The organism is Teichococcus oryzae (assembly GCF_008386565.1).
GTDB classification, from domain to species: Bacteria; Pseudomonadota; Alphaproteobacteria; order Acetobacterales; family Acetobacteraceae; genus Pseudoroseomonas; species Pseudoroseomonas oryzae.
In genome coordinates this window covers 68,567-92,505 of sequence record NZ_VUKA01000012.1, presented here as the reverse complement: position 1 = coordinate 92,505, position 23,939 = coordinate 68,567, and the positions used below count along the sequence as shown (strand labels likewise).

At 69.4% G+C, this 23,939-nt stretch carries 17 protein-coding genes; all 17 read right to left on the bottom strand.

Annotation, left to right across the window (positions count from 1 at the left end; all coding sequences use genetic code 11):
• Positions 1-150 precede the first annotated feature (150 nt).
• On the bottom strand, positions 151-1,797 hold the full coding sequence (locus tag F0Q34_RS17235) for a N,N-dimethylformamidase beta subunit family domain-containing protein (protein WP_149813487.1): 1,647 nt from the start codon (positions 1,795-1,797) through the stop codon (positions 151-153).
• Entirely contained in the window at positions 1,794-2,732 is a 939-nt protein-coding gene (locus F0Q34_RS17230; RefSeq protein WP_149813486.1) for an aminotransferase class IV, read from the bottom strand. The genes F0Q34_RS17235 and F0Q34_RS17230 overlap by 4 nt, the downstream gene beginning before the upstream one ends.
• A 121-nt stretch (positions 2,733-2,853) precedes the next feature.
• Entirely contained in the window at positions 2,854-3,909 is a 1,056-nt protein-coding gene (locus F0Q34_RS17225; protein ID WP_149813485.1) for an ABC transporter ATP-binding protein, read from the bottom strand.
• Entirely contained in the window at positions 3,906-6,137 is a 2,232-nt protein-coding gene (locus F0Q34_RS17220; RefSeq protein ID WP_206668073.1) for an ABC transporter permease, read from the bottom strand. Before F0Q34_RS17220 ends, F0Q34_RS17225 begins: the two co-directional genes overlap by 4 nt.
• A 9-nt stretch (positions 6,138-6,146) precedes the next feature.
• Complete coding sequence (locus F0Q34_RS17215) at positions 6,147-7,175, bottom strand: ABC transporter substrate-binding protein (RefSeq protein WP_149813483.1); 1,029 nt, start codon at positions 7,173-7,175, stop codon at positions 6,147-6,149.
• A complete protein-coding gene (locus tag F0Q34_RS17210; RefSeq protein WP_206668072.1) occupies positions 7,172-8,203 on the bottom strand; it encodes an ABC transporter substrate-binding protein in 1,032 nt (343 codons plus the stop codon). Before F0Q34_RS17210 ends, F0Q34_RS17215 begins: the two co-directional genes overlap by 4 nt.
• 29 nt (positions 8,204-8,232) lie before the next feature.
• Entirely contained in the window at positions 8,233-9,276 is a 1,044-nt protein-coding gene (locus F0Q34_RS17205; RefSeq protein WP_241665554.1) for an ABC transporter substrate-binding protein, read from the bottom strand.
• Positions 9,277-9,317: 41 nt separating this feature from the next.
• Entirely contained in the window at positions 9,318-10,364 is a 1,047-nt protein-coding gene (locus F0Q34_RS17200) for an ABC transporter ATP-binding protein (RefSeq protein WP_149813481.1), read from the bottom strand.
• On the bottom strand, positions 10,361-12,103 hold the full coding sequence (locus F0Q34_RS17195; RefSeq protein ID WP_149813480.1) for an ABC transporter permease: 1,743 nt from the start codon (positions 12,101-12,103) through the stop codon (positions 10,361-10,363). Before F0Q34_RS17195 ends, F0Q34_RS17200 begins: the two co-directional genes overlap by 4 nt.
• Positions 12,103-13,458: an ABC transporter substrate-binding protein gene (locus F0Q34_RS17190; RefSeq protein ID WP_149813479.1), complete on the bottom strand. Its 1,356-nt coding sequence runs from the start codon at positions 13,456-13,458 to the stop codon at positions 12,103-12,105. Before F0Q34_RS17190 ends, F0Q34_RS17195 begins: the two co-directional genes overlap by 1 nt.
• A gap of 420 nt (positions 13,459-13,878) precedes the next feature.
• A complete protein-coding gene (locus F0Q34_RS17185; protein WP_149813478.1) occupies positions 13,879-15,162 on the bottom strand; it encodes a glycosyltransferase in 1,284 nt (427 codons plus the stop codon).
• A complete protein-coding gene (locus F0Q34_RS17180; RefSeq protein ID WP_149813477.1) occupies positions 15,159-16,472 on the bottom strand; it encodes an O-antigen ligase family protein in 1,314 nt (437 codons plus the stop codon). Before F0Q34_RS17180 ends, F0Q34_RS17185 begins: the two co-directional genes overlap by 4 nt.
• Positions 16,469-18,733 (bottom strand): GumC family protein, encoded by a 2,265-nt coding sequence (locus tag F0Q34_RS17175; protein WP_149813476.1) that lies wholly within the window; start codon positions 18,731-18,733, stop codon positions 16,469-16,471. The genes F0Q34_RS17180 and F0Q34_RS17175 overlap by 4 nt, the downstream gene beginning before the upstream one ends.
• A gap of 154 nt (positions 18,734-18,887) precedes the next feature.
• Entirely contained in the window at positions 18,888-20,201 is a 1,314-nt protein-coding gene (locus F0Q34_RS17170) for a glycoside hydrolase 5 family protein (protein ID WP_149813475.1), read from the bottom strand.
• Complete coding sequence (locus F0Q34_RS17165) at positions 20,191-21,510, bottom strand: lipopolysaccharide biosynthesis protein (RefSeq protein ID WP_149813474.1); 1,320 nt, start codon at positions 21,508-21,510, stop codon at positions 20,191-20,193. Before F0Q34_RS17165 ends, F0Q34_RS17170 begins: the two co-directional genes overlap by 11 nt.
• On the bottom strand, positions 21,507-22,640 hold the full coding sequence (locus tag F0Q34_RS17160; protein WP_161600928.1) for a glycosyltransferase: 1,134 nt from the start codon (positions 22,638-22,640) through the stop codon (positions 21,507-21,509). Before F0Q34_RS17160 ends, F0Q34_RS17165 begins: the two co-directional genes overlap by 4 nt.
• Positions 22,637-23,818 carry a glycosyltransferase gene (locus tag F0Q34_RS17155; RefSeq protein ID WP_149813472.1) on the bottom strand — a complete coding sequence of 394 codons (1,182 nt, stop codon included), beginning with the start codon at positions 23,816-23,818 and terminating at the stop codon, positions 22,637-22,639. Before F0Q34_RS17155 ends, F0Q34_RS17160 begins: the two co-directional genes overlap by 4 nt.
• Between the last annotated feature and the right edge of the window lie 121 nt (positions 23,819-23,939).

The following is a 23,939-nucleotide window of genomic DNA, read 5'->3' as shown; positions in this document are numbered from 1 at the left end:
GACCGCCGACAGCTTCTTCGGCTTCGCCGCCCTGTCCTCAATCCGCCTATGGATCAGGTTTGTCCACGTGACCTAGATAAGGGGCCCGGCATCCCGGCGGCCCGGATGGAGGTGCGCCTTTACCCTCCGCCACCAGGAATTCCTGCCGCCTCAGCCCCTTGCGCCGAACCGGTCCAGCACGTTGCGCGTCACGGCTTCGGTGTAGGGGTCATGCTCGATCAGGCCGTTCACCCATTCACAGGTCCCGGCGGTGAAGACCTCGCCGGCACCCTTCCTGAAATGGACCACCATGCCGCTGCCGCGGCTGTGCCGGCGGAGACTTTCCTCGCTGAGGTCCGGCGCCAGCAGCGATGCCCGGAAGCGGGCATCGCCATCCGCGAGCATGAGGGAATAGGCATCCTCCGGGCGGCCCGCCTCCGCGAGGGTCGCCCAGCCCATGGCGAGGATCTGCAATCCTTCCGGCGCACCGTCCGTGCCGGTGGGCACCGGCAAGCCATCCTCGAAGGTGTAGTCCAGCCCGTCCATCTCGAAGCCGAAGATATTCGCCTCGTCGCCGAACATGTCGGCATAGGAAAGGCCTGTTCCGGCGAAGGCCCAGTGCTCGGGGCGGAAGACGGTGAAGCCGCGCGGCGCGCGGCGGGCCATGCCCCCGAAGCCCGCATAGATCCCGCGTAACGCGTTGACGCCAAAGGTCGCGGCCCCGGGCCAGCCCACCAGCGGGTCCTCCCAGGCGCTGGTGAGCCGGGCGGCATCCTCCGTACCGGCCACCGGGTCCAGCGCGCGGGCATCGTATTTGTACGCGATCTGCCGGCGCGCGCCGTCCTCAAGCCGGATCTGCCACAGGAAGTTCCCGGCGAAGCGCGCCACATGTCCGCCCCGCGAAACAAAGCCGTCAACGGTTTCACGCATCTCGCGGGACCAGTATTCGTCATGCCCGACAAACACGGCGCAGCGGAAGCCATCCAGCGCGCCGGGATCGGCGTGGATCTCGTCCTGCGTCAGGATCTCGACGCCATACCCTTCCGCTTCCGCCCAGTGGAGAAAGGGACGCTCATAGGAGGCCCAGCCGGCGATCGCGTAATATTTGGTGTAACCGTTGAGGAACGCCCATTCGACGAAGTCGTAGCGCGCGGGACCAGGCCTGCGGGGGCGCAGGGCGTTCACGGCGCGGGGGGCATCGCCCGGCAGCCACAACTGGCCGCGTGCCCAGGGACGCTGGGCCGAGAGCCTTGGAGACCGGCCACGGGGCGTGCCCGGATGCAGCCCGTAATAATGGTTGGCGCCGCCCCAGTCATTATAGGCCGCCCAGGTCGAGGTCGCGGCGACGAGCGCCACGGGCCCTGCCCGCTTGGCGCCATGAACGATCACCAGATGATGCCCGACAGGCAATGGACGCGGCTCGGCCGCATCCAGGATCTCGATCAGATAGGCGCCGGATGGAAGGTCGGCGGGAATGGTCCAGCGATGGAATTCCGGCCAGCCGCAACCGGCCTCATAGGCATTGTCGGCGACCGGATGGAAGCTTGCGGCCAGCGGGCCGATCTCGGCCACGCAGCGCGGCGCCACGCCATCCCGCAGGACCCGCAGGCGCACCGCGCCAAGGGTGCTGGAAAGAAACAAGGAAACGTCCTCACCGGCGTGGTAGGAACGCTTGTCGCTGTAGCACCAGGCGGCCGGGCCGCCTTCAGCCTGCGGGCGCTCGATCCAGACCTCGCGGGCACCCTGCCTCGGTCCGGACAGCACAGATGGCCGGAGTGTGCCCCCTGGCCGCTCCCCGCGCGCATCCCCGCCGCTCACGACGCCACGGGCTCCAGCGGGCGAACCGGCGTCGCATGGCGGCCATCTTCATGCCAGCGCCAATAGATGTCGCGGATCTTCATCGAAATGGGGCCGGGGCGGTCATTGCCCAGGATCCGCCCCGCCACGCGGGACACCGGCATGATGCCCCCGGCCGTTGTGGTGGTGAAGACTTCGTCGGCTTCCTCCAGCCATGTGCGCGGAATGGCGGTGACGGCCGCTTCGATGCCCAGTTCGGAACAGATTTCAAGCGCGGTCTTCCGCGTGATGCCGTGCAGGCTGCCGCGATCCGGCGTCAGCACGCGCCCATCCCGGACGATGAAGACGTTGAAGCCCGGGCCCTCCGTGACATAGCCATCGGCGTCACAGAGGATCGCGGTGTCGAAATCATGGTCATGCGCTTCCAGGAGCCCCGTGGTCAGGTCGCTCCACTGGTAATTCTTGACCCGCGGATCGACCGAGGCATCCGGCACGCGCGGAAGGCCGGCGATCCACAGATGCGCGCCACGCTCCTGCACCTGCTTCGGGATCACGTCGATCCAGGGGACCGCGTATGCGATGAGGTGGTTGTCGCAATCCGCCGGCCGGCGTGAGCCATGAACCCTGGGCCGGCCCCGGGAGCAGGTCATGTTGACATACGCGTCCCGCAGGCCCGACAGGGCGACGCAGCGATGCAGCACCGCCTCGATGGCAGCGCGGTCCTCGGCTGGCCGCAGGCGGCGGCGCGCCATGGCCCATTCGAAGCGGTCCAGATGGTCCTGCAAGCGGAAGAAGCAGCCATTGGTGACATGCACCACGTCGTAGACCACGTCGGAGCGGGTGAAGCCCCAATCGGTGACCGGCAGCACGGCTTCCTCCATGGGAACGAAGCGGCCTTTGACATAGGCCGCTCCTCCGTTGAACGCGGCTGGCGGTGTGTTCGCTGTGTTGCTCATGGCTGGCTTTCCAGTGGATGTTCGCGGCGGAGGCCCTGGCGGACAGGCGAGGCGCGAGGCAGTCCTCTGGCCGGGTCCGGCGCCGCCGATCGTCCGGTGGGCCGGCGGCAGGCGCGGTTCTTCACGGACGAACGGCGATGACCCCTTCGGGATCGAGCATCACCGACACCGCCTCCCCTGCTTGGTGCCGCTTGAGCCGGTCGGGCGAGACGCAGAACAATTCGCCCAGGGGCGTATCGAGATGGTATTCGGTATGCGAACCCATATAGGTCTCCCTCGCCACCCTGGCCGTCATGCCACCGCCCGGCTGGCCGATCCGGATCGCCTCCGGCCGGATCACCAGATCCACCGGGCCTTCCGAGAGGCCCCGCTGCGGCAGGGTCAGGCGCAGCGCGTCCAGCGTGACATCCGCCATGGGGCCGTCGATGCGCTCGATCCGCCCCCGCACATGGTTGGCCTCCCCCATGAAGGTCGCCACGAAGACGTTGTCGGGGCGCGCGTAAAGCTCGTGCGGGGTGCCGGCCTGCGCGATCTCGGCGTTGCGCATCACCACGATCGTGTCGGAAACGGCCAGCGCCTCCGACTGGTCGTGCGTGACATAAACCACTGTGAGGCCCAGGCGCTGCTGGAGGGCGCGGATCTCCTCCCGCATCGTGCGCCGCAGGCGGGTGTCGAGGTTGGAGAGCGGCTCGTCGAACAGCAGCACATCCGGCTCCAGCACCAGCGCCCGCGCTACGGCCACGCGCTGCTGCTGCCCGCCCGACATCTCGGAAGGCAGGCGGGCGCCGAAGCCCTTCAGCCCCACCGTTTCCAGCGCGGCTTCCGCTCTGGCATGGGCCTCCCGCTTGCGTTGGCCGGAGGAGACGAGGCCATAGGCCACATTGTCCAGCACGCTCATATGCGGAAAGAGCGCGTAGCTCTGGAACACCATCGAGACGTTGCGCTCCCCGGCGGAAAGCAGGGTCACGTCTCGCCCGCCGATGAAGATGCGCCCCTCCGTGGCCTGTTCCAGCCCCGCAATCATCCGCAGCAGCGTCGTCTTGCCGCAGCCCGAGGGGCCGAGCAGCGTGGTCAGTGTGCCCCCCCTGATCTCCAGGTCCAGCGGCTTGACGGCCTGCACCGCGCCATAGCGCTTGCCCAGGCCCTGGAGGCGGAGTTCCGCACCTGTCTTGCTCATGCGCGGCCTCCCGCCGGGGTGGTGGCCGGGGCCGCGGGCGCCGCGGCCAGGGCGGCGGAGCGGCGGCCCAGGCGGCGGCGGCCGACGAGCAGGTTGATCAGCCCGATGGCCGCCATCATCAGCACGATCAGCGCGGCGCAATAGGCGATGGCGAGGCCGTAATCGCCGTTGATGACACGGTTGATGATGAAGACGGTCGCCATTTCATACTCCGCGGAGACCAGGAAGATGACGGCGGACACCGTCGTCATCGCGCGCACAAAGGAATAGACCAGCGCCGTGACGATGGCGGGCTTCAACAGCGGCAGCACCACGGTCCGCAGGGCGCGGAAGGTGGAGGCGCGCAGCGTGATGGCCGCCTCGTCCAGCGACTTGTCGAGCTGGCTCATCGCCGCGATGCCGGACCGCACGCCGACCGGCAGGTTCCGGAACACGAAGCAGGCGACAAGGATGACGGCCGTGCCGGTGATTTCCAGCGGCGGCAGGTTGAAGGTGAGGATATAGGCCACGCCGATCACGGTGCCCGGCACGGCGAAGGTGAGCATCAGCGCGAATTCCAGCGCTGTGCGGCCCCGGAAGCGCTGGCGCGACAGCACCCAGGCCGCCAGCAGGCCAAGCGCGGCAGTGATCGGCGCGGCAATGGCCGCAAGCTGGATGGTGGTGAACAGCGAATGCCAGGCGCCGCCCGAGAAGATCAGGTCGCCCCCCGGCCCGCGCTCCAACGCGAAGGCGCGCGCGAAGTGCGAAAGGGTGGGCGTCCAGTCCCGGCCCCAGACCCGCACGAAGCCGCCCGCCAATGCCATGGCATAGACCACGATGGTCAGCACCGCCCAGGGCAGCGCCACGGCATAGGCGAGGTTCCGCACCGGCCGGGGCAGCGGCGTCGGCAGGCCGGTATCCCCCTTGCCAGTCATGGAAACATAGGAGCGGCTGCCCACGACCACGCGTTGCAGCGTGAAGGCCAGCAGCGCCACCACCAGCATAATGGCGGCCAGGGCGGCGGCACGGCCGAAATCCTGCTGCGCGCCGACCACGGCGAAGAAAATCTCGGTGGAAAGCACGCCGAAGGAGCCGCCGAGCACGATGGGATTGCCGAAATCCGCCAGGCTCTCCACGAAGCTGACCAGCCAGGCATTGGCCAGCCCCGGCAGCATCAGCGGCAGGGTGACGGCGGTGAAGGTGCGCATCCGGCTGGCGCGCAGCGTCTGGGAGGCTTCCTCCATGGCGGGGGAGATGCCCTCCACCACGCCGATCAGCACCAGGAAGGCGATGGGCGTGAAGGAGAAGACCTGCGCCAGCAGCACGCCACCATAGCCATAGATCCAGCGGCCCAGCTCGATGCCAAAGACCGCGTCGAACATCTGGTTGATGACGCCGGAGCGGCCGAAGATCAGGATCAGCCCGAGGCCGATGACGAAGGGCGGCGTGATGATCGGCAGCACCGTCAGCAGGCGCAAGGCGCGCTTGGCGCGGAAGCCGCTGCGGGTGACGATCAGCGCGAAGCAGAGGCCCAGAAGCGTGGTCAGCGTGGCCGTGCTGAAGGCCAGCATCAGCGTGTTCCAGAACACGCCGCAGCCGACCGGCGCGGCGACGCAGGAGAGGCCCCAGATCTTGCTGTCCAGCAGGCGCGCGCCCATGGCGGCCAGGATGCCGAGGTCTTCCCGTGGCGTCAGGATCTGCGCCAGCACGGTGCCGACCGGCCAGGCGGTGAAGACGGTGATGGAGGCGGCCAGCACGCCGACCGAGCCGGACACGAAGCGGTCGCCCTTGAACCAGCCCCTGAGGGCCAGCCCGTCCGTCAGCAGCAGGAGGAAGCCGAGGGCGGCGAGGCTGCCACCCAGGCCCATGCCGAATTGCCGGTCCTCCAGTTCCCCGAAGAGCGCGGTCATCCACTCCCAGGACCAGCCCTGGATGCCGACGGCCAGGCCCTGCAGCACAATGGCCGTCAGGCCCAGGCCGCCACCCCAGGTGAGGAAGCGGGCCCGCCGCGCATGGCTGCCGAGCGGCAGGGCGCCGGGCAGCGCGAGAAGCAGCGCCGCCACCACCGGCCAGAACCAGAAGCGGCCATGCGCCAGGGCCTGCCAGAGCGCGGAGGCGGCCTCCGGGTCCGGCTGGCCCAGGGCGAAGAGCCCGGCGAGGCCGACACCCTCCTGCTGCATGTGCCAGGGCAGCACCGCCGTGGCGAGGCAGGCCAGCAGCCAGAGGGGAAAGGAGGAACGGGTCAGCATGCTCATGGTTCAGCGCGGAAGGGCGCCGACCTCCTTGTCCCAGCGGGCGAGCAGCCGCCGCCGCTCCGCGCTGGCCCCGAAGCGGGCATTGTCGTAGTCGATGATGCGGGCGGTCGCCATGTTGGGCGCGCCATCGGTCAGCGGCACGCCCTTGTTGGACATGGTCTGCAGCTTCTTCGCCTCGCGCGAGGCGACGATCTGCGCCTCGGCGCCCAGCGCCCAGTGGTAGAAGCGGCGGGCGTTCTCGGCGTTGCGGGCGCCCTTGATGATCGACATGGAGCCGATCTCGTAGCCTGTGCCCTCGCAGGGGACGGCATGGCCCACCGGGAAGCCGGCCTGCGCCTCTTCCGCCGCGTTATGGACGAAGGAGATGGAGAGCGCCGTCTCGCCGCGGGCCACCGCCGTGATGGGCGCGGTGCCGGAGCGCGGATAGGCGTTGATGCTGCCGTGCAGCTTCTTCAGGTAGTCGAAGGCCGGCTCCTCGCCCATCATCTGCACCAGCGTGGCGATGACGATATAGGCGGTGCCGGAGCTGTTGGGGTTGGCCATCTGCAGCTCGCCCTTGTAGGCGGGGTTCAGCAGGTCCGCCCAGCAGTTGGGCGCCGGCAGGCCACGGCGGGCCACCAGCTCGGTATTGAAGCCGAAGCCCAGCACGCTGGCATAAACGCCGACGGTGCGGCCCTGGGTCTGGCGCCACTGCGCCTGCGCCCAGTCATGCAGCTCGCTGATGCGCGGGCTCTCATGGGGCTCGGTCAGCCCTTCCTCGCCGGCGGCCACATGCGGGTCGCCCGTGCCGCCCCACCAGACATCGCCGCGTGGGTTGCGGGCCTCGGCCCGCAGCTGGGCCAGCATCTCGCCGGTGGATTTCTGCGTCAGGGCGACGCGGATGCCGGTCTCCCGCTCGAAGCCGCGCGCGATGGGCTGGCACCATTCCAGCGTGGCGGAGCAGTAGAGGTTGAGGCTGCCGGCACTCTGCGCCCGCGCCGCCGCGGGCAGCGCGAGCATCAGGGTGGCGGCAAAAATCGTCCTGCGGATCATCGGGGCAGCGCTCCCACCTCACGGTCCCATCGTTCCAGGATCTGCCGGCGGCGCGTGCTCTGGCCGTAGGCGGCAAAGTCGTAATCCACCAGCTTGATGCTGGCGAGGTCAGGGATGCGCGGGTCCGGCTTGGCCTCCGTATGGGCGGGCACATGCCACTGGTTCACCGCCGGGCCGATATCCATGGCCGCGGGCGTCAGGTACCAGTCGTAGAAGCGGCGCGCCTGGGTGGCATTGCGGGCACCCCGGACGATGGACATGCAGGCCACCTCATAGGAGGTGCCCTCCGCCGGATAGCTGATCTCGATGGGGAAGCCTGCCTGCGCGGCCGAGGCGACCTCCATGTTGAAGCTCACGGCCAACCCCGTCTCGCCCCGCGCCACGGCCTGCATCGGCGCCGCGCCGGAACGCGGATAGGCGTTCACATTGGCATGCAGCTGCTTCAGGTAGTCGAAGGCGCGGTCCTCGTCCCAGAGCTGCACGAGGCCGGCAATGATGGTGTAGGCTGTGCCCGAGGAATTCGGGTTCGGCAGCTGGATCTCGCCGCGATAGACCGGCTTCAGCAGATCCGCCCAGCTCGTGGGCACAGGCAGGTTCTTGCGAGCCAGCAACTCCCGGTTCCAGGCGATGCCGATGGCGCCGGAGGAAACACCGACGCAATGCCCCTTCGCCATCTCGTGCACCCGCTTCGACCAGGGGTGCAGCTTCTCCATGTTCGGCGAAGTGTAGGGTTGCAGCAGGTTGCTTTCGGCCGCCGAGATATGCGTCTCGGCCGAGGCGCCGAACCAGATGTCGGTGCGCGGGTTCTGTGCCTCGGCGCGAATCTGCGCCAGGATCTCGCCGGCCGATTTCCGGGCCATGGAGACGCGGATACCGGTCTCCTTCTGGAAGGCAGCGGCGATCGCTTCGCACCAATCGGCGGCGGGCGCGCAGAGCATGTTGAGCGAGCCCTGCGCAGAGGCGGGTGTCGCGAAGGCCATGAAGGCCGCGAAGGCTGGTGTGGCCAGCAAAAGGGAACGGATTGTCATGCGGGCATCTCCTGCGGGGCGGTTCCGGCTCAGCGGGGCAGCGAACCGACCTCGCGGTCCCAGCGCTCGATCAGGCGGCGGCGCTCGGCAGCGCGGCCATACTTGGCGAAGTCGTATTCGACCAGCTTGATCTTGCTGAGATCCGGCGCATCGGGCGGCAGCGGCGCATTCTTGTTCGAGGGCGTCTGAAGCTGCTTGCTCGCCTCATAGCCGAGGCGCTGCGCCGGCTCGGTCAGCGCCCAGTCATAGAAGCGCCGCGCCTGGGTGAGGTTGCGCGCGCCGCGGAGGATGGACATGGAGCCGATCTCATAGCCCGTGCCTTCGCAGGGCGTGGCGTAGGAGACAGGGAAGCCCGCATTCTTCTCCACCACCGCGTCATGCACGAAGGAGAGCGAAACGCCCGTCTCGCCCCGCGCCACGGCCTTGATGGGGCCTGTGCCGGAGCGGGCATAGGCGTTGATGTTGGCGTGCAGCTTCTTCAGGTAGTCGAAGCCCTGCTCCTCCCCCATCAGCTGCACCAGCGTGGCGATGATGACATAGGCGGTGCCCGAGGAATTCGGGTTGGCCACCTGGATCTCGCCCTTGAAGCGCGGCTCCAGCAGGTCGGCCCAGCAGGCGGGCGCGGCGATGGTCTTGCGCGCCAGCAGCTCCGTGTTGAAGCCAAAGCCCACCGCGCCGGCATAGACGCCGACCGCGCGCTTGCCCGACTGGTTCCACTGCGTCAGCGCCCAGGGCTGGAGATGGACGTTGTTCGGGCTCTCATAGACCTGGCTGAGATTCTCCTCCGCCGCCGCCAGATGCGGGTCGCCGGTGCCGCCGAACCAGACATCGCCGCGCGGGTTCTGGCTTTCGGCGCGGATGGCGGCCAGGGTCTCGCCGGAGCCGCGCTGCGTCATGTTCACGCGGATGCCGGTGTCGCGCTGGAAGTTGGTCGCGGCCGCCTGGCACCATTCGATCTGCACGGAGCAGTAGAGGTTCAGCGTGCCCTGCGCGGCGGCCGTGGCGGGCAGCGCGGCAACACCCAGGCCGAGCCCGAGCCCTGCCGCCAGGGTGGCGAATGCGATGGGTCGCATGGGAGATATCCTCGTCATGTTCAGGCTCTTGGATGGAAAGTTCATGCGCGCAGCAGCGTGGCCTGGCTGGCGTCGATGGCGACGCCCACCGGAGCACCGGGCGGCAAGGGGTCCAGGCCGCGCAGATGCGGCTCCTCGGCCACCAGGGTCAGGGCCTCGCCCGCCTCCAGCGTGTAGCGGACATGGCCACCGAGGAACTCGGCCCGCAGCACCCGCGCGGGGAGCGTGGCATCGCCCTCCCGCAGCAGGCGCAGCGCCTGGGGCCGCAGCGCCAGCACCGCCGGGCCGGCTGCCACACCGGGCGGCAGCGGCAGGCGCGCGCCGCCAGCCTGGAAGGCACCGCCATCCACCCGCCCCTCGATCAGGTTGGCGGTGCCCAGGAAACCCGCGACGAAGCGGGAGGCCGGCCGGTCGTAAAGCTCGGACGGGCGGCCGACCTGAAGCACCTTGCCATCGTTCAGCACGGCCATGCGGTCGGCGGCGGCATTGGCCTCCTCCTGGTCATGCGTGACCAGGATGGTGGTCAGGCCGAGGCGCCGCTGGAGTTCCACCAGCTCCGCCCGCACCCCGGCGCGCAGGCCGGCATCGAGGTTGGAGAGCGGCTCGTCCAGCAGCAGCACCTCCGGCTCGATGGCCAGGGTGCGGGCGATGGCCACGCGCTGCTGCTGCCCGCCGGAAAGCTGGGCCGGGCGGCGGTCCATCAGCTGCGCGAGGCCCACGAGGTCCAGCGCCGCGCGCACACGGCGGTCGCGCTCGGCGCGGGGCACGCGGCGGCGTTGCAGGCCGAAGGCGACATTCTCGGCCACCGTCATGTGCGGCCAGAGCGCGTAGTTCTGGAACACCAGCCCCACATTGCGCGCCCAGGGCGGCTGGCGCGTCGCATCCCGCCCGCCGATCAGGATGCGCCCGGAATCCGGCGTGCCGAAGCCCGCCACCAGCCGCAGCAGCGTGGTCTTGCCGCTGCCCGAGGGGCCGAGAAAGGCAAAGAACTCGCCCTTGCGGATGTCGAGCGAGACGCCATCCAGCACGCGGGTGGCGCCATAGCCGAAACTGACATGCTCGATCGCGACGCCGGCAGGCTCGCTCATGGTGCGGTTCCTTCCTGGCGCGTGCGCCGCCGCCGCTCACGCTCGGCCAGGCGGTTGGCGGCGAAGGTGCAGATGGCCACGGTCAGCACGGCGATGACGCCGAGCGCCGCGCCGGCGCCCCGCCCTGCCGGGCTCTGCATGAAAACATAGATACCGTAGGAGAGCGGCGCATCGACATCGCGCGTGGCGAGCACCAGCGTGGCCGAAAGCTCGACCGCCGCGGTGGCGAAGCTGGTCACGAAGGCGGCGGCCAGGCCGCCCGCCATCAACGGGATGACGATATGCGTCAGCGTCGTCACCTTGCCCGCGCCCATGTTCTCCGCCGCCTCCTCCAGGCTGCGGTGGACTTGCTGCAAGGCCGCCGTGGCAGCGCGCAGCGCATAGGGCAGCCGCCGCACCGCATAGACGATGGTGAGCATGATCCAGGAGGTGGCCAGCGCCGTGCCATCCGGCAGCTGCACGCCGAAATAGCTGCGGAGGATGCCGATGCCGAGCACCAGCCCCGGCACGGCCAGCGCCGACATGGCCAGCATGTCCAGCAGCCGCCGCCCCGGCAGGCGGGTGCGCAGCACCAGCCAGGCGATGGTGACGCCCAGCACCACGTCGATCAGCCCGGCCAGCCCGCAATAAAGCAAGGTGTTGGTCAGGAATTGCGGGGTTTCGCGCAGCACCGTGCTGAAATGCGCCAGGGTGTAGCCATCCGGCAGCGGGCTGAAGGACCAGACCGTGGCGAGGGAAAGCAGCGCGATGCCGATATGCGGCGCCAGGACCAGCAGCAGCGTGGGCACCACAAAGCCCCAGGCCAGGGCACGCTGGCCCGCGGACATTTCCCGCCGCCCCAGCCCGCCGCCGCCGCGCTGCTGCATGGAGTAATCCCGCCCGCGCAGCAGCAGCGCCGCGCCGCCCATGGCGAGGATGGAGACCACCACAAGAATGACGCCGATGACATAGCCCATCGGGTCGCCCAGACCGACGGAGGTGACGCGCAGATAGGCCTGCGGCGCCAGCATGTTGGTGACGTTCAGCAGCAGCGGCGTGGCGAGGTCGTCGAAGACCTTCACGAAGACCAGCGAGGCGCCGGCGAGATAGCCCGGCAGGGCCAGCGGCAGCACGATGGTGCGCATCAGGGTGAAGCCCCGCGCGCCCAGGTTCTGCCCCGCCTCCTCCATCGCCGTGTCGATGTTGGAGAGGGAGGCGGAGAGGTTCATCAGGATGAAGGGGAAGTAGTGCAGCGCCTGCACGAAGACGACGCCGTTCAACCCGTCCATCAGGTCCAGCCGGACATCGAACCAGTCCATCAGCAGCAGGTTGAGCGAGCCGTTGCGGCCAAAGACGAGCTGCATGGCGACCGCGCCGACGAAAGGCGGCATCACCAGCGGCAGAACGCCCAGCGTGCTGACCAGCGCCGCGCCGGGGAAGCGGAAGCGCGAGACGATGATGGCGAGCGGCACCGCCAGGATGGAGGCGACGACGACGCTCATCCCCGCGACATAGAGGCTGTTGAGGAAGCTCTCCCGGAACAGGCTGGTGCGGAAGAAATCCCCGAAATGCACCAGAGTCAGGCTGCCACTGCCATCGGTGAAGGCGGCCAGGAAGACGCGGCCCACCGGCACCAGGAGGAAAGCCAGCAGAAAGGCCAGCACGAGCAGCGCCGCCGCCACCTGCACGGGCGAGGCATCAAAGCGCAGCCGGGCGCGCCAGGGGCGGCCGGCTGCGGCAGGCAGGGCGGTGGTGGACATCAGCCGGCGCGCTGGGCCCGCTCGGCCAGTTGCTTCGCCTCCGCATAGGCGGCCACGGCGGCGCGGTCCCACTCCTCCTCAAGCTGCGCCTGGCGCGGGCCTGCGGGCCGGTCCGGGCGCGTGGGCTGGAAGGCGCCGGCGATGGCGGGGTCGGCCGCCTGGGCCTCCGTCACGGGCACGCGCGTCAGGCGGGCGCGCGCCTGGGCCAGCAATTCGCGGCCCTGGGCGTTGTTGCTCTTGGCCAGGGCGGCCTCGGCGGCATGCACCGCCTTCCACGCCTCGGTCAGTTCGCGCAGGCGGAAGGTGATCAGGCGGTCGAACAGGCTGTTCAGCAGCTCGTAGCGCGCTTCCGACACGCCGTTGTCGAACGTCACCCGGGCGCCGAGCGACTGGTCCTTGAAGGGATTGGGGAAGCCGGCGGGCGCCTTGGCATAGGTCTCGGGCCGCACCGGCAGGCGCATCACCTTGGGGTCCAGCAGCACCTCCTGCCCCGCCGGGGAGAGCAGGAACTGGATGAAGGCCCGCGCCGCATTGGGCGACTTGCTGTTCTCGATCATGGCGATGTTCGCCGGCACCAGCGTGGTGACGGTGGGATAGACGAACTCCACCGGGAAGCCCGAGGCTTTGGCGGAGAAGCCGAAGAAGTCAATGACGATGCCGATGCCGTATTGCCCGCTGTTCACCGCGTCCGGCACGCCGAAGCTGCGGTCCGAGACCTGGGCGAAATTGCCGGCGATCTCCAGGAGCTGCGCCCAGCCGGGCTCCCAGCCCTCCCCTTGCAGGATGGTTTCGATGGTCAGGTGGGTGGTGCCCGAACGGCTGGGCGAGCTGATGCCAACATGCCCCTGGTAGACGGGGTTCTTCAGGTCCGCCCATTCCTTCGGCACCGGCAGGCGGTTCGCCCGCAGGTAGCGCGTGTTGTACATCATGCCGTAGCCGGAAACGGCGAAGCCGAAGTAATGGCCTTCCGCGTCATGCGTCGGCTGCGCGCCGATGGTGGCGGGGATGCCCGCCGTGTCGATCTGCGGGCGGGCGAGCAGGTTCCCCTGCTTCATCACCTCGAAGGCATCGGGCGCGCTGGCCCAGAACAGGTCCGGCGGGCTACTGCGGGTTTCCCGCACGAAGGCCACGGCGGCGGTGGTGCTGCGGTTCTGCACCTCCACCTTGGTGCCGGGATGACGTTGCTCGAAGGCCTGGACGAAGGGCGTCGTCACGTCGCGGGAAAAGCTGGTGATGATGACCAGCCGGGGCTCCAGCGCCGCCTGTGCCCGGGCCGGGGCCGAACTCACCGCCGCCGCCGCGCCGGCAGCCATGCCAAGCGTCCAGCGACGCGTCACGGGCAACCGCTGCGTCATCGTTTCCCCCACATTGTTCTTTTCGGCCTTTCAGCCGAATACCTTGGCGGCATCGCACCGACAGCATCGCAATAAAACTGTCATATTCGCAAGGGCTCGCGACAAGGCCGGGCACCCGCTGCCAGTGGGCCGAGGGGGGGCAGCATGTCGGATTGGCAAGAAACTGCCTGCTTCGCCCAGATGCCACTATGCGGGACGAGCCTACTTTGGCCGAGACGCCCTGCGCACCTGCCTGGAAGCCTGCTGCTTCCGCGAAAGCCGGGAAAAATTTCTGGCGGGCTGCTTTCCGTCCGCGGAACAACCGCGGCCTGGGGCGTTTCAGGCACGGCGGGGAAACGAGCGCGCCGTCACCGCCAAGGAAAACCCGCCGGGCCGCAGCGGGCCTTGCGACGCGTGATCATCCCTTTCCGCCGCCACGCCTCAGACTTCCTGCAATGGACGGGTGGCCGCATCCTGCGTTGTGAGCGCCCGGTCCACCGCCGCCGCGAAGGCGGCCGGCGAGGCCGCCACGGAAATCCCGTTCAACGCTTCCGGAGGCAGCCCCCTGACGCCGATCGGCGTGCTGACGATGGCCTTGCCGAAAGCGAGCGCTTCAAGAACCTTGATGCTCACGCCGGTGCCGTGCCGGAGCGGCACGACGGGGACGGCGACGTCGCGGTAGAAATCCTCCACCTGTTCGGTTCTCGGGCGCACAACCACGTCCGGAAGGCCGGCCACCAGATGGCCGACCTTGCCTGCCAGGGTGCCGGCCAAAAGGACGCGGGTGCCGGGGCGGCGGATGCGCAGTTCCGGCAGGATGTCATCCCGCAGATGCGCCACGGCATCCAGGTTCATGACGTCGGAGGAGCCGATGAAGCCGATGTCGAAAGCGGCCTTCCCGCCTGTCCGGGCTCGTGCGGCGGGCGGGCGCGCATAACCCCAGGGGCGGTGGACAACCTTTCCGGACAGTTGCGGGAACGAGGCATACAGCGCTGCTTCGCTGCCCGAGGCAATGATGACCCGGTCGCACAGGGACAGGTAGCCTAGCTCGGCTGTGCGGGATTTTGCCTCGTTGGCACGGCTGAAGCGGTGACGAAGCCAGGCCTGGGCGTGGTTCCTGGCGATCTCCCGGAGCGGCAATTCCCTGAACAACCGCGCATAGGCCGTGTCGTAATCGGCGGCCTTGCGGACAAAGTCGTCATGCAGGTCGAGGGTGACCGGGATGCCGTCCAGGTGCCGCAGGACGGGCAGGAACAACTGCAACGCATTGACCTTGTGGCAGTAGATCCGCCGCACGCCCCAGGAACGGATCGTGGCGGCGACGGAGCGGGCGATGCCGTTGCGCGCCGTGTGGATGAAGGGATGGCCGGCGAAGACGTTGCCGGTCATCCACCGGTTCGCTTCCCGGACGGCCAGGGCGGCCTTACCCGCCAACCCGCCGCCGCCATTCCAGCCCGGCAGCATCAGGTGCCCGTCGAAATGCGCCGAATAGGCAGCCGCTGTTGCCGGTGACCGCGCCGCATCGCCATCCTTGAAGAAGGAAACGCAAAAGGTGGCGCAGCCTATTGCCCGGTGCTCCGCCGCGACCGAATGATAAACCTGCATGGACCCGTTGCCGGGCGGCAGGAAGGGTTCCTCGGTGACGAAAAGCGTCGGTTCCGCGACCGGGGATGCCGCCATCAGCGTCCCGGGGGAGGCAGAGGGCGTGCCGTCTGGCATCATCATGGAATGGCCTCCCTGGCGGCAACGGCGCGGTAGCGGCGAAGCGCGCCGATGGTGACGCCGCGCCGCCACCAGGCAAGGTTCACCCGCACGACCGACCAGACGAAAAGCAGGGTCAGCAGGTCATTGCCCTGGAGGATGCGGCTTTCGCTGAGATTGCAGGCGAGAAAGAAGCCCAGGCCCATGGCGATCCAGGGAACCAGGCGATCCTCCTCCCGGCTGCCCGACATCGAGAGGAGCCGCCGGGCCAGCACCGCCAGCGCCCAGAGGAACAGGGCCATGCCAACCGCTCCCGCGTCGAGCAGCAGTTGCAGGAAGCCGTTATGGGCGTGCAACTCGTATTGGCGCGACCAGAACCAGAAAACCGCGCCCGGCGCACCCTCCCCCAGCCAGAAGATGCCATAGCCATATCCGGCCAGCGGACGCTCCTCGATGGCGCCCAGCACGAAGTTCCAGACATTGGTCCGGCCGGAGAAGCTGGGGTCGCGGCCCATGACCTCCGCCAGGGCGACAGTGACAGGGCCGCCAAAGGTCATGACCATGGCGAGGCCCGCGCAGATCACGGCTGGTGCCAGCACCTTTGGCAGGCTGCGGCCGGAGCCGGCGAGGCTGAACGTCACGTAAAAGCCGAGCGCGGCCACCAGTCCGAGAACAGGCGTGGCGGAATGGGCGAGGATGAGGCAGGCGCAACAGGCAAGAAGCAGCGCGGCATCGGCGAAGCGGCCCTGCCTGTCCTGCGGTGCCCCCATCCGGTGGACCAATGCCAGAACCGCGATGGCCATGAAGGAGCCCAGCAGGTTCTTGTGGGCGAACAGCCCCCGGAGATAGCCGTCATGGTCGAAGGCAAGTGACGGAAACGCGATCGCATGGGCGACGGAGCCCATCACGGCGATGGCGGCGGCAGCCCGGAAGGCACGGGCGAGGTCCGTGGCGCCGAGGCGCAGGCCGAGGAACAGCCCGGCTGCCACCGTTCCGGCAAGGGCGACCACCCGCCGGATGGTGGGGTCCGGCAGCGGCGACCAGGCGGCGGACAGGGCGGCCCAGGCGATGAACACCATGAGCGGCATGCCCAGGAACCACAGGGCCCTGGGGCGCACCAGCCAGGCGATCGCCGCGCAATGGGCGCCGTAGAGCGCGAGCATCGCCACCTGGCGCACGGTGTCACCGCCTTCCTGGATCGAGGCGACGTCGGCCTGGGACGGGCGCCCGACAGGCTGCCCGCCGATAAAGGCCGGCAGGACGCTGCAGATCAGGAGGATGGTCACGACGGCGAAGGCGATGTCGCCGCCGTTGGCCGGGGCGGAAGCCCTCATGCGGTCTGCCCCGCCGGCGCGGCGAGCCTCGCCGTTTCATCGCCGGCGACAAAGGCGGCGGCCACCCCGTCATCGAAGGTGGCATAGCGGCCGAGATCGGCCTCCGCCAGCACCACGCCGGCGAATGGCGTGCCGGTGCTGGCCAGGCGGTCGCGCGCGGCACGGACCGTGAGGGCCGGTGTCGCGCCCCAGCGCGCCACCAGGACCACCGCATCGGCCAGGCCGCAGACACTGCGTGCGCCCTGGGCCGCGAGCACGGGCGGTGCGTCGATCAGAACCAGGTCGAAGGCCGCGCACAACTCCGCGACAAGCCCCGCCAGCGCGGATGAACGGGCAAAATCCTGCGCGCGCCCAGCCCAATTCCCGACGGGAACAACGAACACGCCGCTGCCGGAATCCGTGCGGCCCGCCGCGCGCCAGTCGCCGCCATTCCTGATAAAGCCGGCCACGCCGGAGGCGCCTTCCACCCCGAAGGCCGCGCCCTGCGCGGCGGCGCGCGTGTCGCAATCGATCACCGCGACCTTCAGGCCTGGAGCCGAGGCGGCAATGCCCGCGAGGATGGCCGACTTGCCTTCATCGGCCAATGCGGAGGTCACAGCCACGACGTTCCCCGCCCCGGCACAAGCCGGTGGCAGGATGTCGGACAAGGCCTCCTGCAGCGAGGCGATGGCATCGGCGGCGGCATCGGGACGGCCGCAGAGGGCGGCGCGGACGGCGCAACGTGGCGTTGAGCCAAGGGCCGGAATGAGGCCCAGCCTGGAGGTGGCGGAGCCAAGGGCGCGCGACACGTCGTCGCCGCTGCGGAGCGTGCGGCCGAGGCGGAACTCGCGCAGCCCCACCATGGTGGCACCGAGCCCCAGCCCGGCCAGAAGGGCGGCGGCCGCGATCAGCGGCACCTTGGGCCAGGATGACCGCTCGGGAACCGTGGCGGGGGAGACCAGCCAGCCATCGGTGTCGTTGAAGCCCACCTGCTCGGTGGTGCGCCAGCGCGACAGAAAGGTTTCATAAACGGTGCGGTTGGTGTTCGCCTCAAGCTCCACGGCATCCAGCTCGACCTGCCGGGCGGCCAGGATGTTGGCGGTCTGCCGAAGACCCTGCAGCCGTTCCTCCAGCGCGGCGACGAGGCCGGCCGCATTGCCGCTTTCGGCCTCCAGCACCGCGATGCGCGCGCGCGCCTCCGCTTCAAGCTGGCCGACGGCCGTCCGCTGCTGCGCCCGGGCGCGGCGGAAATCGGTGTTGGCGATTCCCGATTCCACGTTGAGGCGGGCGGCCTCCTGCGCGGCCTCGGCGGCGGCGCCGCGGAGGCGGTCGACATGGCGATCGGTGCCGATGGCGTCTTCCCGGTCCAGCGCCGCGAGCGGCCCGGAACGGCGCACGGCTTCCAGCACGGCGGCGTGGCGGCGGGCCGCCCGCTCCGCCTCCACCCGGGCGCGGGTGATCTGTTCCGCGAGGCTGGCCATCTCCTGGCCGATCTGCGCCGCGTCGCGGCCATTCTCCTGCAGCTCAAGGCGCAGGGCGGCAAGGCGGCGGTCGGCTTCCAGCACGTTGCCGCGCAGTTCCTCGGCACGGGCGCGCAGATAATGCGCGGCGCGCGACGCCGCATCCTGGCGGCCCCGGACGCGGCCGGCGAAATAATCCTCCGCCACGGCGTTGGCGATCTCGGCCGACAGTTCCGCATCGGTCGCGCTGACGCGGATGCGGGCCAGGGTGGAGCGGCCGATCGCCGTCACCTGGACCGCGTCGCCAAGCTGTCCGATCAGCGCGCCACGGGCGCCGTCGCGGCCCTCGGAGCGCGCTGCGGCGGCCAGGTCGAGGGCCGGAGGAGCAAGGTGGGACGAAATGGCGGCGGAAAGCCGTTCCAGGAAGCCACCTCCTCCGGCGCCCCCGGAGCGCTCGGCCTTTGCGACAAGATCAAGCTGCTCCACGATGCGCGAAAGCGAGGCGGGGGAGCTGATGATCTGCAATTCACTCTCGGCATCCGGCAGCCGGAGCATCCCGTCCCGCACCACGGCATCCGTGCTGGCGATGTCGGACTGGCGCGGCGACACGGTGATGATGGCTTCCGCCGTGTAACGGGGCTCAACGGCGGCGAGATAGCCCAGGGTGGCGCCTGCGCTGAGGCAAAGAGACAGCAGCAGCAGCTTCCATTCGCGGCGCGCGGCCCTCAGTGCCTGGTCGATGGCCTGCGCGGGCCCGGACTGCCGGAGAGCGTCATCAAGCGCCGAGGCCATCGAGGCATCGAGCGTGGGCATCTGGCTCATCTTGCGTTCATCCTATCCGCGCCAGGGAATTGGCCTGGATGCTGGTTTGTCATGTGCGGGGACGCTCTCCGTGGCCACGGATGGCCGGCGCAGCGCCAGGCTTTGGCGGATGCGTGGCGCTGCGGCGCCAGGCTTGCCAGCGCGGGAATCCGGATCACTGCGGTGCCCCTTGCAGCCGGAAGGCGCCATCGGGCCCTCGCACCAGCACCATTGGGGCAGCACCCACCGCCAGCGGGGCGCCCTGCAGGGCGATGTCCTTCAGATGGCAGGGTTGCCCCGGTTCTCCAGGGCCGCAGTGGGGCGTGCCGGCCACCGACATGGCGGCCTTCCCCGCTTCCCAGCCCACGATCTTGGCGACTTCCCCCGAGCGGTCGCCGAAGGCCAGCAGGAAGGTGCTGTTCCGCCCTGCCGCGATCCGTCCCAGGTAATGGAGGCCATCCAGCTCGGCGGCCAGCCGCGACAGGCTGCCATGCAACGGTTTCGGCACGCCGCCATGATCGACGATGCCGAAGCTGGCCTCCTTCTCGCGCGGGTCGGGGCCGTCATCCCACCAGTCGTAAACAATGGTGAGCGGAACCTTGGCCATGCGGTCGAGCAGCCAAAGCCGCGCCACATAATCCGCCTGGCGCTCCCGGCTCCACTCGCCGCCGGTGGAGGAATAGCCCCACTCGGTGTTGGCCAGCGCGGCCGGCGGACGTCCATGGGCATGAGCCGCTTGGCGGGCCAAGGCTTCCAGCGCCACCCAGTCGGCGATCACGTCCTCGGGCGCGCGGTCGCGGTAAGGATGCACGCTGACGGCGTCGAAGCAGCCCTCCGCGTCCTGGTCCAGGAACGCCTTGAGAAACCACCACAGGAAGCCGGATGCGGCGGGGCCGATCACCACCGCCTCCGGCTCCCGGGCACGCATGCGCGCGCAGGCCTCCGCCGCGAAGCCGAGATAGGCGCGCAGATCGACGGGGTGGCCGAAATTATGGTCCGGCTCGTTCCACACCTCCCAGATGACGCGCCCGCGGTAATGGCTGGCCGCGGCCTCGGCGAAGCGCATGAACGCTTCCCGCGCCGGGCCCTCCAGCGGCGCGGCATGGCTGAGCGAGGGCGCATCCGGGCGGCCTTCCAGGCGCGGTGCGTAGAGCGGGTTGGAATAAGCCAGGATCAGCAAGGGCTTGAGGCCATGCGCCTCCATCTCGCGCAGGAGGGAGTCCATGGCACGCCAGTCATAGCGGCCAGGCTCGGTTTCCGTATGGGCCCAAAGCAGGTCGGTGCGCACCACGCGAAAGCCGGCCGCCCGAATCCTCGCGAAATCCCGGGGCCGGCCGGGCGGGAAATGGACATTCACGCCAAGGCCCGCGGTGACGCCGGCATCGCCCAGCCGCTCCGTCAGGCGGTTGGCCGAAACGGGCGGCGCCGCCGTGAGCAGGAAGGCCAGCGCCGCGCAGAGCAGGGCGGCATGGAGCCGATCACCCCGCATTGGCGTCCCTCCTCATGAGCAGCCGCAGCGAGGCCACGGGCACGGACGGGCGCAGCAGGTCGCGCAGGGCGATTCCCTTGATCGCCCGCGCGGCGCCCGCCATGTGGAGGCCGAGCAGAACGGCCTCGGCCACAACGGAAGCTAGCGCCGCCCCGATGGCGTTCATCGAAGGCACCAGGGCCAGGTTGGCCACCAGGCCGCAGGCCGCCGCCACGCCCAGGTAGCGCACCTTCATGGCGACTTCGGCGGGCGAGACAAAGGCGGCGCTGTAGGAAGCCTGCAGGAAGCGCAGCGGCAGGCCCAGCGCCAGGACCGCCAGCACCGGTGCCGCGCCCGCGAGCTCGGGACCGAAGAGCAGCGGAAGAACCCAGGGCCCGCTGACGGCGAGCAGCACGCCCCCGGCCGCGCCCGCGGCCAGCATGGACCACGACCCCACATGGAACACCGCGCTGAAGCGCGCCCGGTCATGCACGGCCCAGCGGCTGATCAGGGGGGCCAGGAACTTCATGTAGACCACCTGCGGCAGCATCGACGCGGCCGCGACGAGCAGGAGAGCGGCGTTGAAGGCAGCCGCCGCCGCGCCCCCCGACTGCCATTCCAGCAGCACCACGCCGGACTGGAAGTAGACAACGTAGAACACGGTCATCAGCGAAAAGGGCAGCGCCCGGCGAACCGCCTCCCGCGTGCCTGGCGAGGCTTCTTCCCCGCGGCGGGGCCAGAGCGGGCTCAGGATTGCGGCCCCCGAGGCGGCGACCGCGAGGCCGGCCGCGGCATAGGCAGCCAGCACGGCGGCCATGGTGGGATGCCATCCCATGGCCAGGCCGGCGGCCAGCAGGGCCAGGAAGCGCGCCACCTGCGCGCCGGCCTGCCACGCGGCGAGCGTCCCGAAACGCCGCTCCACCTGGAGCCGCGCGCTGGCCAGTTCCAAGGCTGCCTGACCCAGCAACACCGCGATTCCCGCCGCCGCGGCCCAGGCGGCGGAAACCCCGCCCCATTGCTCCGCCGGCAGCGCGTAGGCGCAGACCATCACCATGGACAGCAGGATCGTGGCCGAGACCAGCCGCGCGAGCGGCCGCACCCAGCGGCGGGCGGCGCGGCCTTCCTCGCCCCAGGCCTGGATCAGGAACCAGTTGGCGCCGGCGGAACTGACCGGTGTGGCGAGGTTCGCCACCACGATCAGCGCCGCGAACTGCCCGTAGGCCTCGGCACCGAGCCAGCGGGCGGCAAGAATCTGCGTCGCCAGGGCAACCATGGAACCCAGAACCGTAGCCCCGAGCAACGCGGAAAGGGCACGCAGCGCGAACCTCACCCGGCCCGGCTCCCCGCCGCGGCATTGGTTGCAGGGATGCGGCCCATGAGGCCGGCGTAAAGGGAAAGATGCCGCGATACCTGCCGGTCAAGCGAGAACAAGCATGCCGCGCGCTCGCGCGCGCGCGCGCCGCTCTCCGCCACGGCGCCTTCTTCATGAAGGAGGCGCCACAGGGCATCGGCGAACAGCTCGGCACGGCCGCTCGGCGCCAGATAACCTGTCACGTCATGCACGACCATCTCGCGCAGGCCGGGGAGATCCGATGCCACCACGGGAACGCCAAGATGCATCGCCTCCGCCACCGCGATCGGCAGGCCTTCCCAAAGAGACGGCAGCACCATGGCACGGCAGCCGGCCAGGGCCTGAAGCGCCGCTTCCCGCCGGAGGGCGCCCGCAAAGGTGAAGCTGTCTTCCACGCCAAGCTCCGCGATCCTGGCGCGCAGGGCCGGCATTAATTCGCCATCGCCAATGACCAGAAAGCGCCAATGCGGCGCCTTCCGCGCGATCTCCGCCAGGATAAGGGGATTCTTCTGGGGGTGAAGACGACCCAGGAAGGCCACATCGTGGGTTGGCGCGCCGCCCGCGCAAGCGGGAACCTCGGCGCCGTTATAGATAACCTTCTGGCATGTCCGGGCTGTCGCGAGGCCGTCCCGCCGGGCCGTCGCCATGTCACTGGCCGACACGAACACGGTCGCGTCGGAGCGGCGGATGCAGGCCATCTCGCTGAACCGAGCGAGGCTGCGCATCGGGAATGGCTTGGCGTGGTAGTGGAAGCCATGCACCGTGTAGGCCAGGGGTGGACGGCCGGATCGTGGCAGCAATGCGCAAGGCAGGCCGGCGCGGGCGCCATGCGCGTGCACGACATCCGGCGCCGCGTCGCGCATAACCCTCCGCAATTGCACGGCGATGCGGGCCGAATCCCGACGCCGCCTGAACTCGATCTCGTAACAGCGGATGCCGGACAGGCCGGCCTCTGCCACCAGGGGCGATCCCGGCTCGGTTGCGATCCGCACATCGGCACCGGCGGCCCTCATGCGCCGTGCCAGTTGCAGGACTGCCGTGGTGCCGCCGCCCATGGACCCGTCGCCAATGACGTGAAGGACCGAGGGCGACTGTCCGGCGGCACTCACTCCGCCGCTTCCATGTGGCCGGCCCGGTATTCCGCGGCGAAGCGCCCTTGCATCCATGAAGGCTTGAACGGGCGGCTTTCCTCGGCATGCGCCAGGGAAGCCTGAAACGCGCGGCGGAACGCCGCCTTGGAGAACTTGCCCGCATGGGCCGCGATGGTTGCCGGATCGAAGATGTGCTCCTGCGCCTCGAAGCGCAGGATCGCCTTCTGCAGCGACGCGGTTGTCTGCTCGGGGAAGTGCAGGCCGGAAATGCCGGGCGCCACGGTTTCGAGGGCGCCGCCACGGCCATAGGCGATCACGGGGCGGCCGCAGGCCATGGCCTCAAGCGGCACGATGCCGAAATCCTCCTCGCCCGTGAACAGGAGGGCGCGGCAGCGCGCATAATATGAACGCAGGGTGGCGTCGTCGACGCGGCCGAGGAACTCGACCTCCGGCCCCGCCGATCGCCGCAGCGCCTCGTACTCGCTGCCCGCGCCGAGCACCACGAGCCGCCGGCCCAGCGCGCGGCAGGCCTCGATGGCGAGGTCGACGCGCTTGTAGCGCAGCAGCTGCCCGGCGCAGAGATAGAAGCCGTCGGCCTTGTCCGCGGGAGGTGCCTCCGCCGGCGGAGCGAAGGTTTCGAGATCAACGGGCGGGTACACCACGGCGGCCGGGCGGCGGTAATACTTGCTGATCCGCTCGGCGACGTTGTGCGAGTTCGCCATGAAGTAGTCGACGCGCGCGGCGGTGCTGTAGTCCCAGTTCCGGAGCCGGTGCGCGAGATAAAGGATGGGCCCCCGCAACAGCCTTGGCGCGCCGGATTTGTAGTCGAGATACATGTTCCAGATGTAGCGCATCGGCGTGTGGCAGTAGCAGACATGGAGCGCGTCGGGACGCGTCAGGACACCCTTGGCGGGGCCGGATTCGCTGCTGATGACGAGGTCGTATTCGCGCAGGTCGAGTTGCTCCAGCGCCAGCGGCATCAGCGGCAGGTAGGCCTGGTACAGCCTGCGCGCGAAGGGCAGGCGGGCGATCATTGTTGTCCGCACCCGATGCGACCGGATCCGCTCGGAAACAGCGGATGGGTCGTAGACATGGGTGAAGATGTCGGCGCCAGGATACATCTCGCAGAGCGCTTCGAGGACCTTCTCCCCGCCCCGCATGTTGACCAGCCAGTAATGGACAATCGCGACCTTCATGGCGATCCCTTCGACCCTTCTGGGTCCCCTGTTCTGGTCCACTCCAGACCATGAATCGTCCCAAACTAATATCTAATAATTAATTTTTAGACGAAGGGATGTTATGCGATGATCGTGAAAG

Excerpts from the sequence above, each read along its gene's own strand:
- F0Q34_RS17200 (WP_149813481.1), bottom strand. The coding sequence starts at position 10,364 with ATGAGCGAGCCTGCCGGCGTCGCGATCGAGCATGTCAGTTTCGGCTAT.
- F0Q34_RS17220 (WP_206668073.1), bottom strand. The coding sequence starts at position 6,137 with ATGCTGACCCGTTCCTCCTTTCCCCTCTGGCTGCTGGCCTGCCTCGCC.
- F0Q34_RS17180 (WP_149813477.1), bottom strand. The coding sequence starts at position 16,472 with ATGAGGGCTTCCGCCCCGGCCAACGGCGGCGACATCGCCTTCGCCGTC.
- F0Q34_RS17205 (WP_241665554.1), bottom strand. The coding sequence starts at position 9,276 with ATGCGACCCATCGCATTCGCCACCCTGGCGGCAGGGCTCGGGCTCGGC.
- F0Q34_RS17190 (WP_149813479.1), bottom strand. The coding sequence starts at position 13,458 with ATGACGCAGCGGTTGCCCGTGACGCGTCGCTGGACGCTTGGCATGGCT.
- F0Q34_RS17230 (WP_149813486.1), bottom strand. The coding sequence starts at position 2,732 with ATGAGCAACACAGCGAACACACCGCCAGCCGCGTTCAACGGAGGAGCG.
- F0Q34_RS17155 (WP_149813472.1), bottom strand. The coding sequence starts at position 23,818 with ATGAAGGTCGCGATTGTCCATTACTGGCTGGTCAACATGCGGGGCGGG.
- F0Q34_RS17185 (WP_149813478.1), bottom strand. The coding sequence starts at position 15,162 with ATGATGATGCCAGACGGCACGCCCTCTGCCTCCCCCGGGACGCTGATG.
- F0Q34_RS17175 (WP_149813476.1), bottom strand. The coding sequence starts at position 18,733 with ATGAGCCAGATGCCCACGCTCGATGCCTCGATGGCCTCGGCGCTTGAT.
- F0Q34_RS17225 (WP_149813485.1), bottom strand. The coding sequence starts at position 3,909 with ATGAGCAAGACAGGTGCGGAACTCCGCCTCCAGGGCCTGGGCAAGCGC.
- F0Q34_RS17195 (WP_149813480.1), bottom strand. The coding sequence starts at position 12,103 with ATGTCCACCACCGCCCTGCCTGCCGCAGCCGGCCGCCCCTGGCGCGCC.
- F0Q34_RS17210 (WP_206668072.1), bottom strand. The coding sequence starts at position 8,203 with ATGACAATCCGTTCCCTTTTGCTGGCCACACCAGCCTTCGCGGCCTTC.
- F0Q34_RS17170 (WP_149813475.1), bottom strand. The coding sequence starts at position 20,201 with ATGCGGGGTGATCGGCTCCATGCCGCCCTGCTCTGCGCGGCGCTGGCC.
- F0Q34_RS17215 (WP_149813483.1), bottom strand. The coding sequence starts at position 7,175 with ATGATCCGCAGGACGATTTTTGCCGCCACCCTGATGCTCGCGCTGCCC.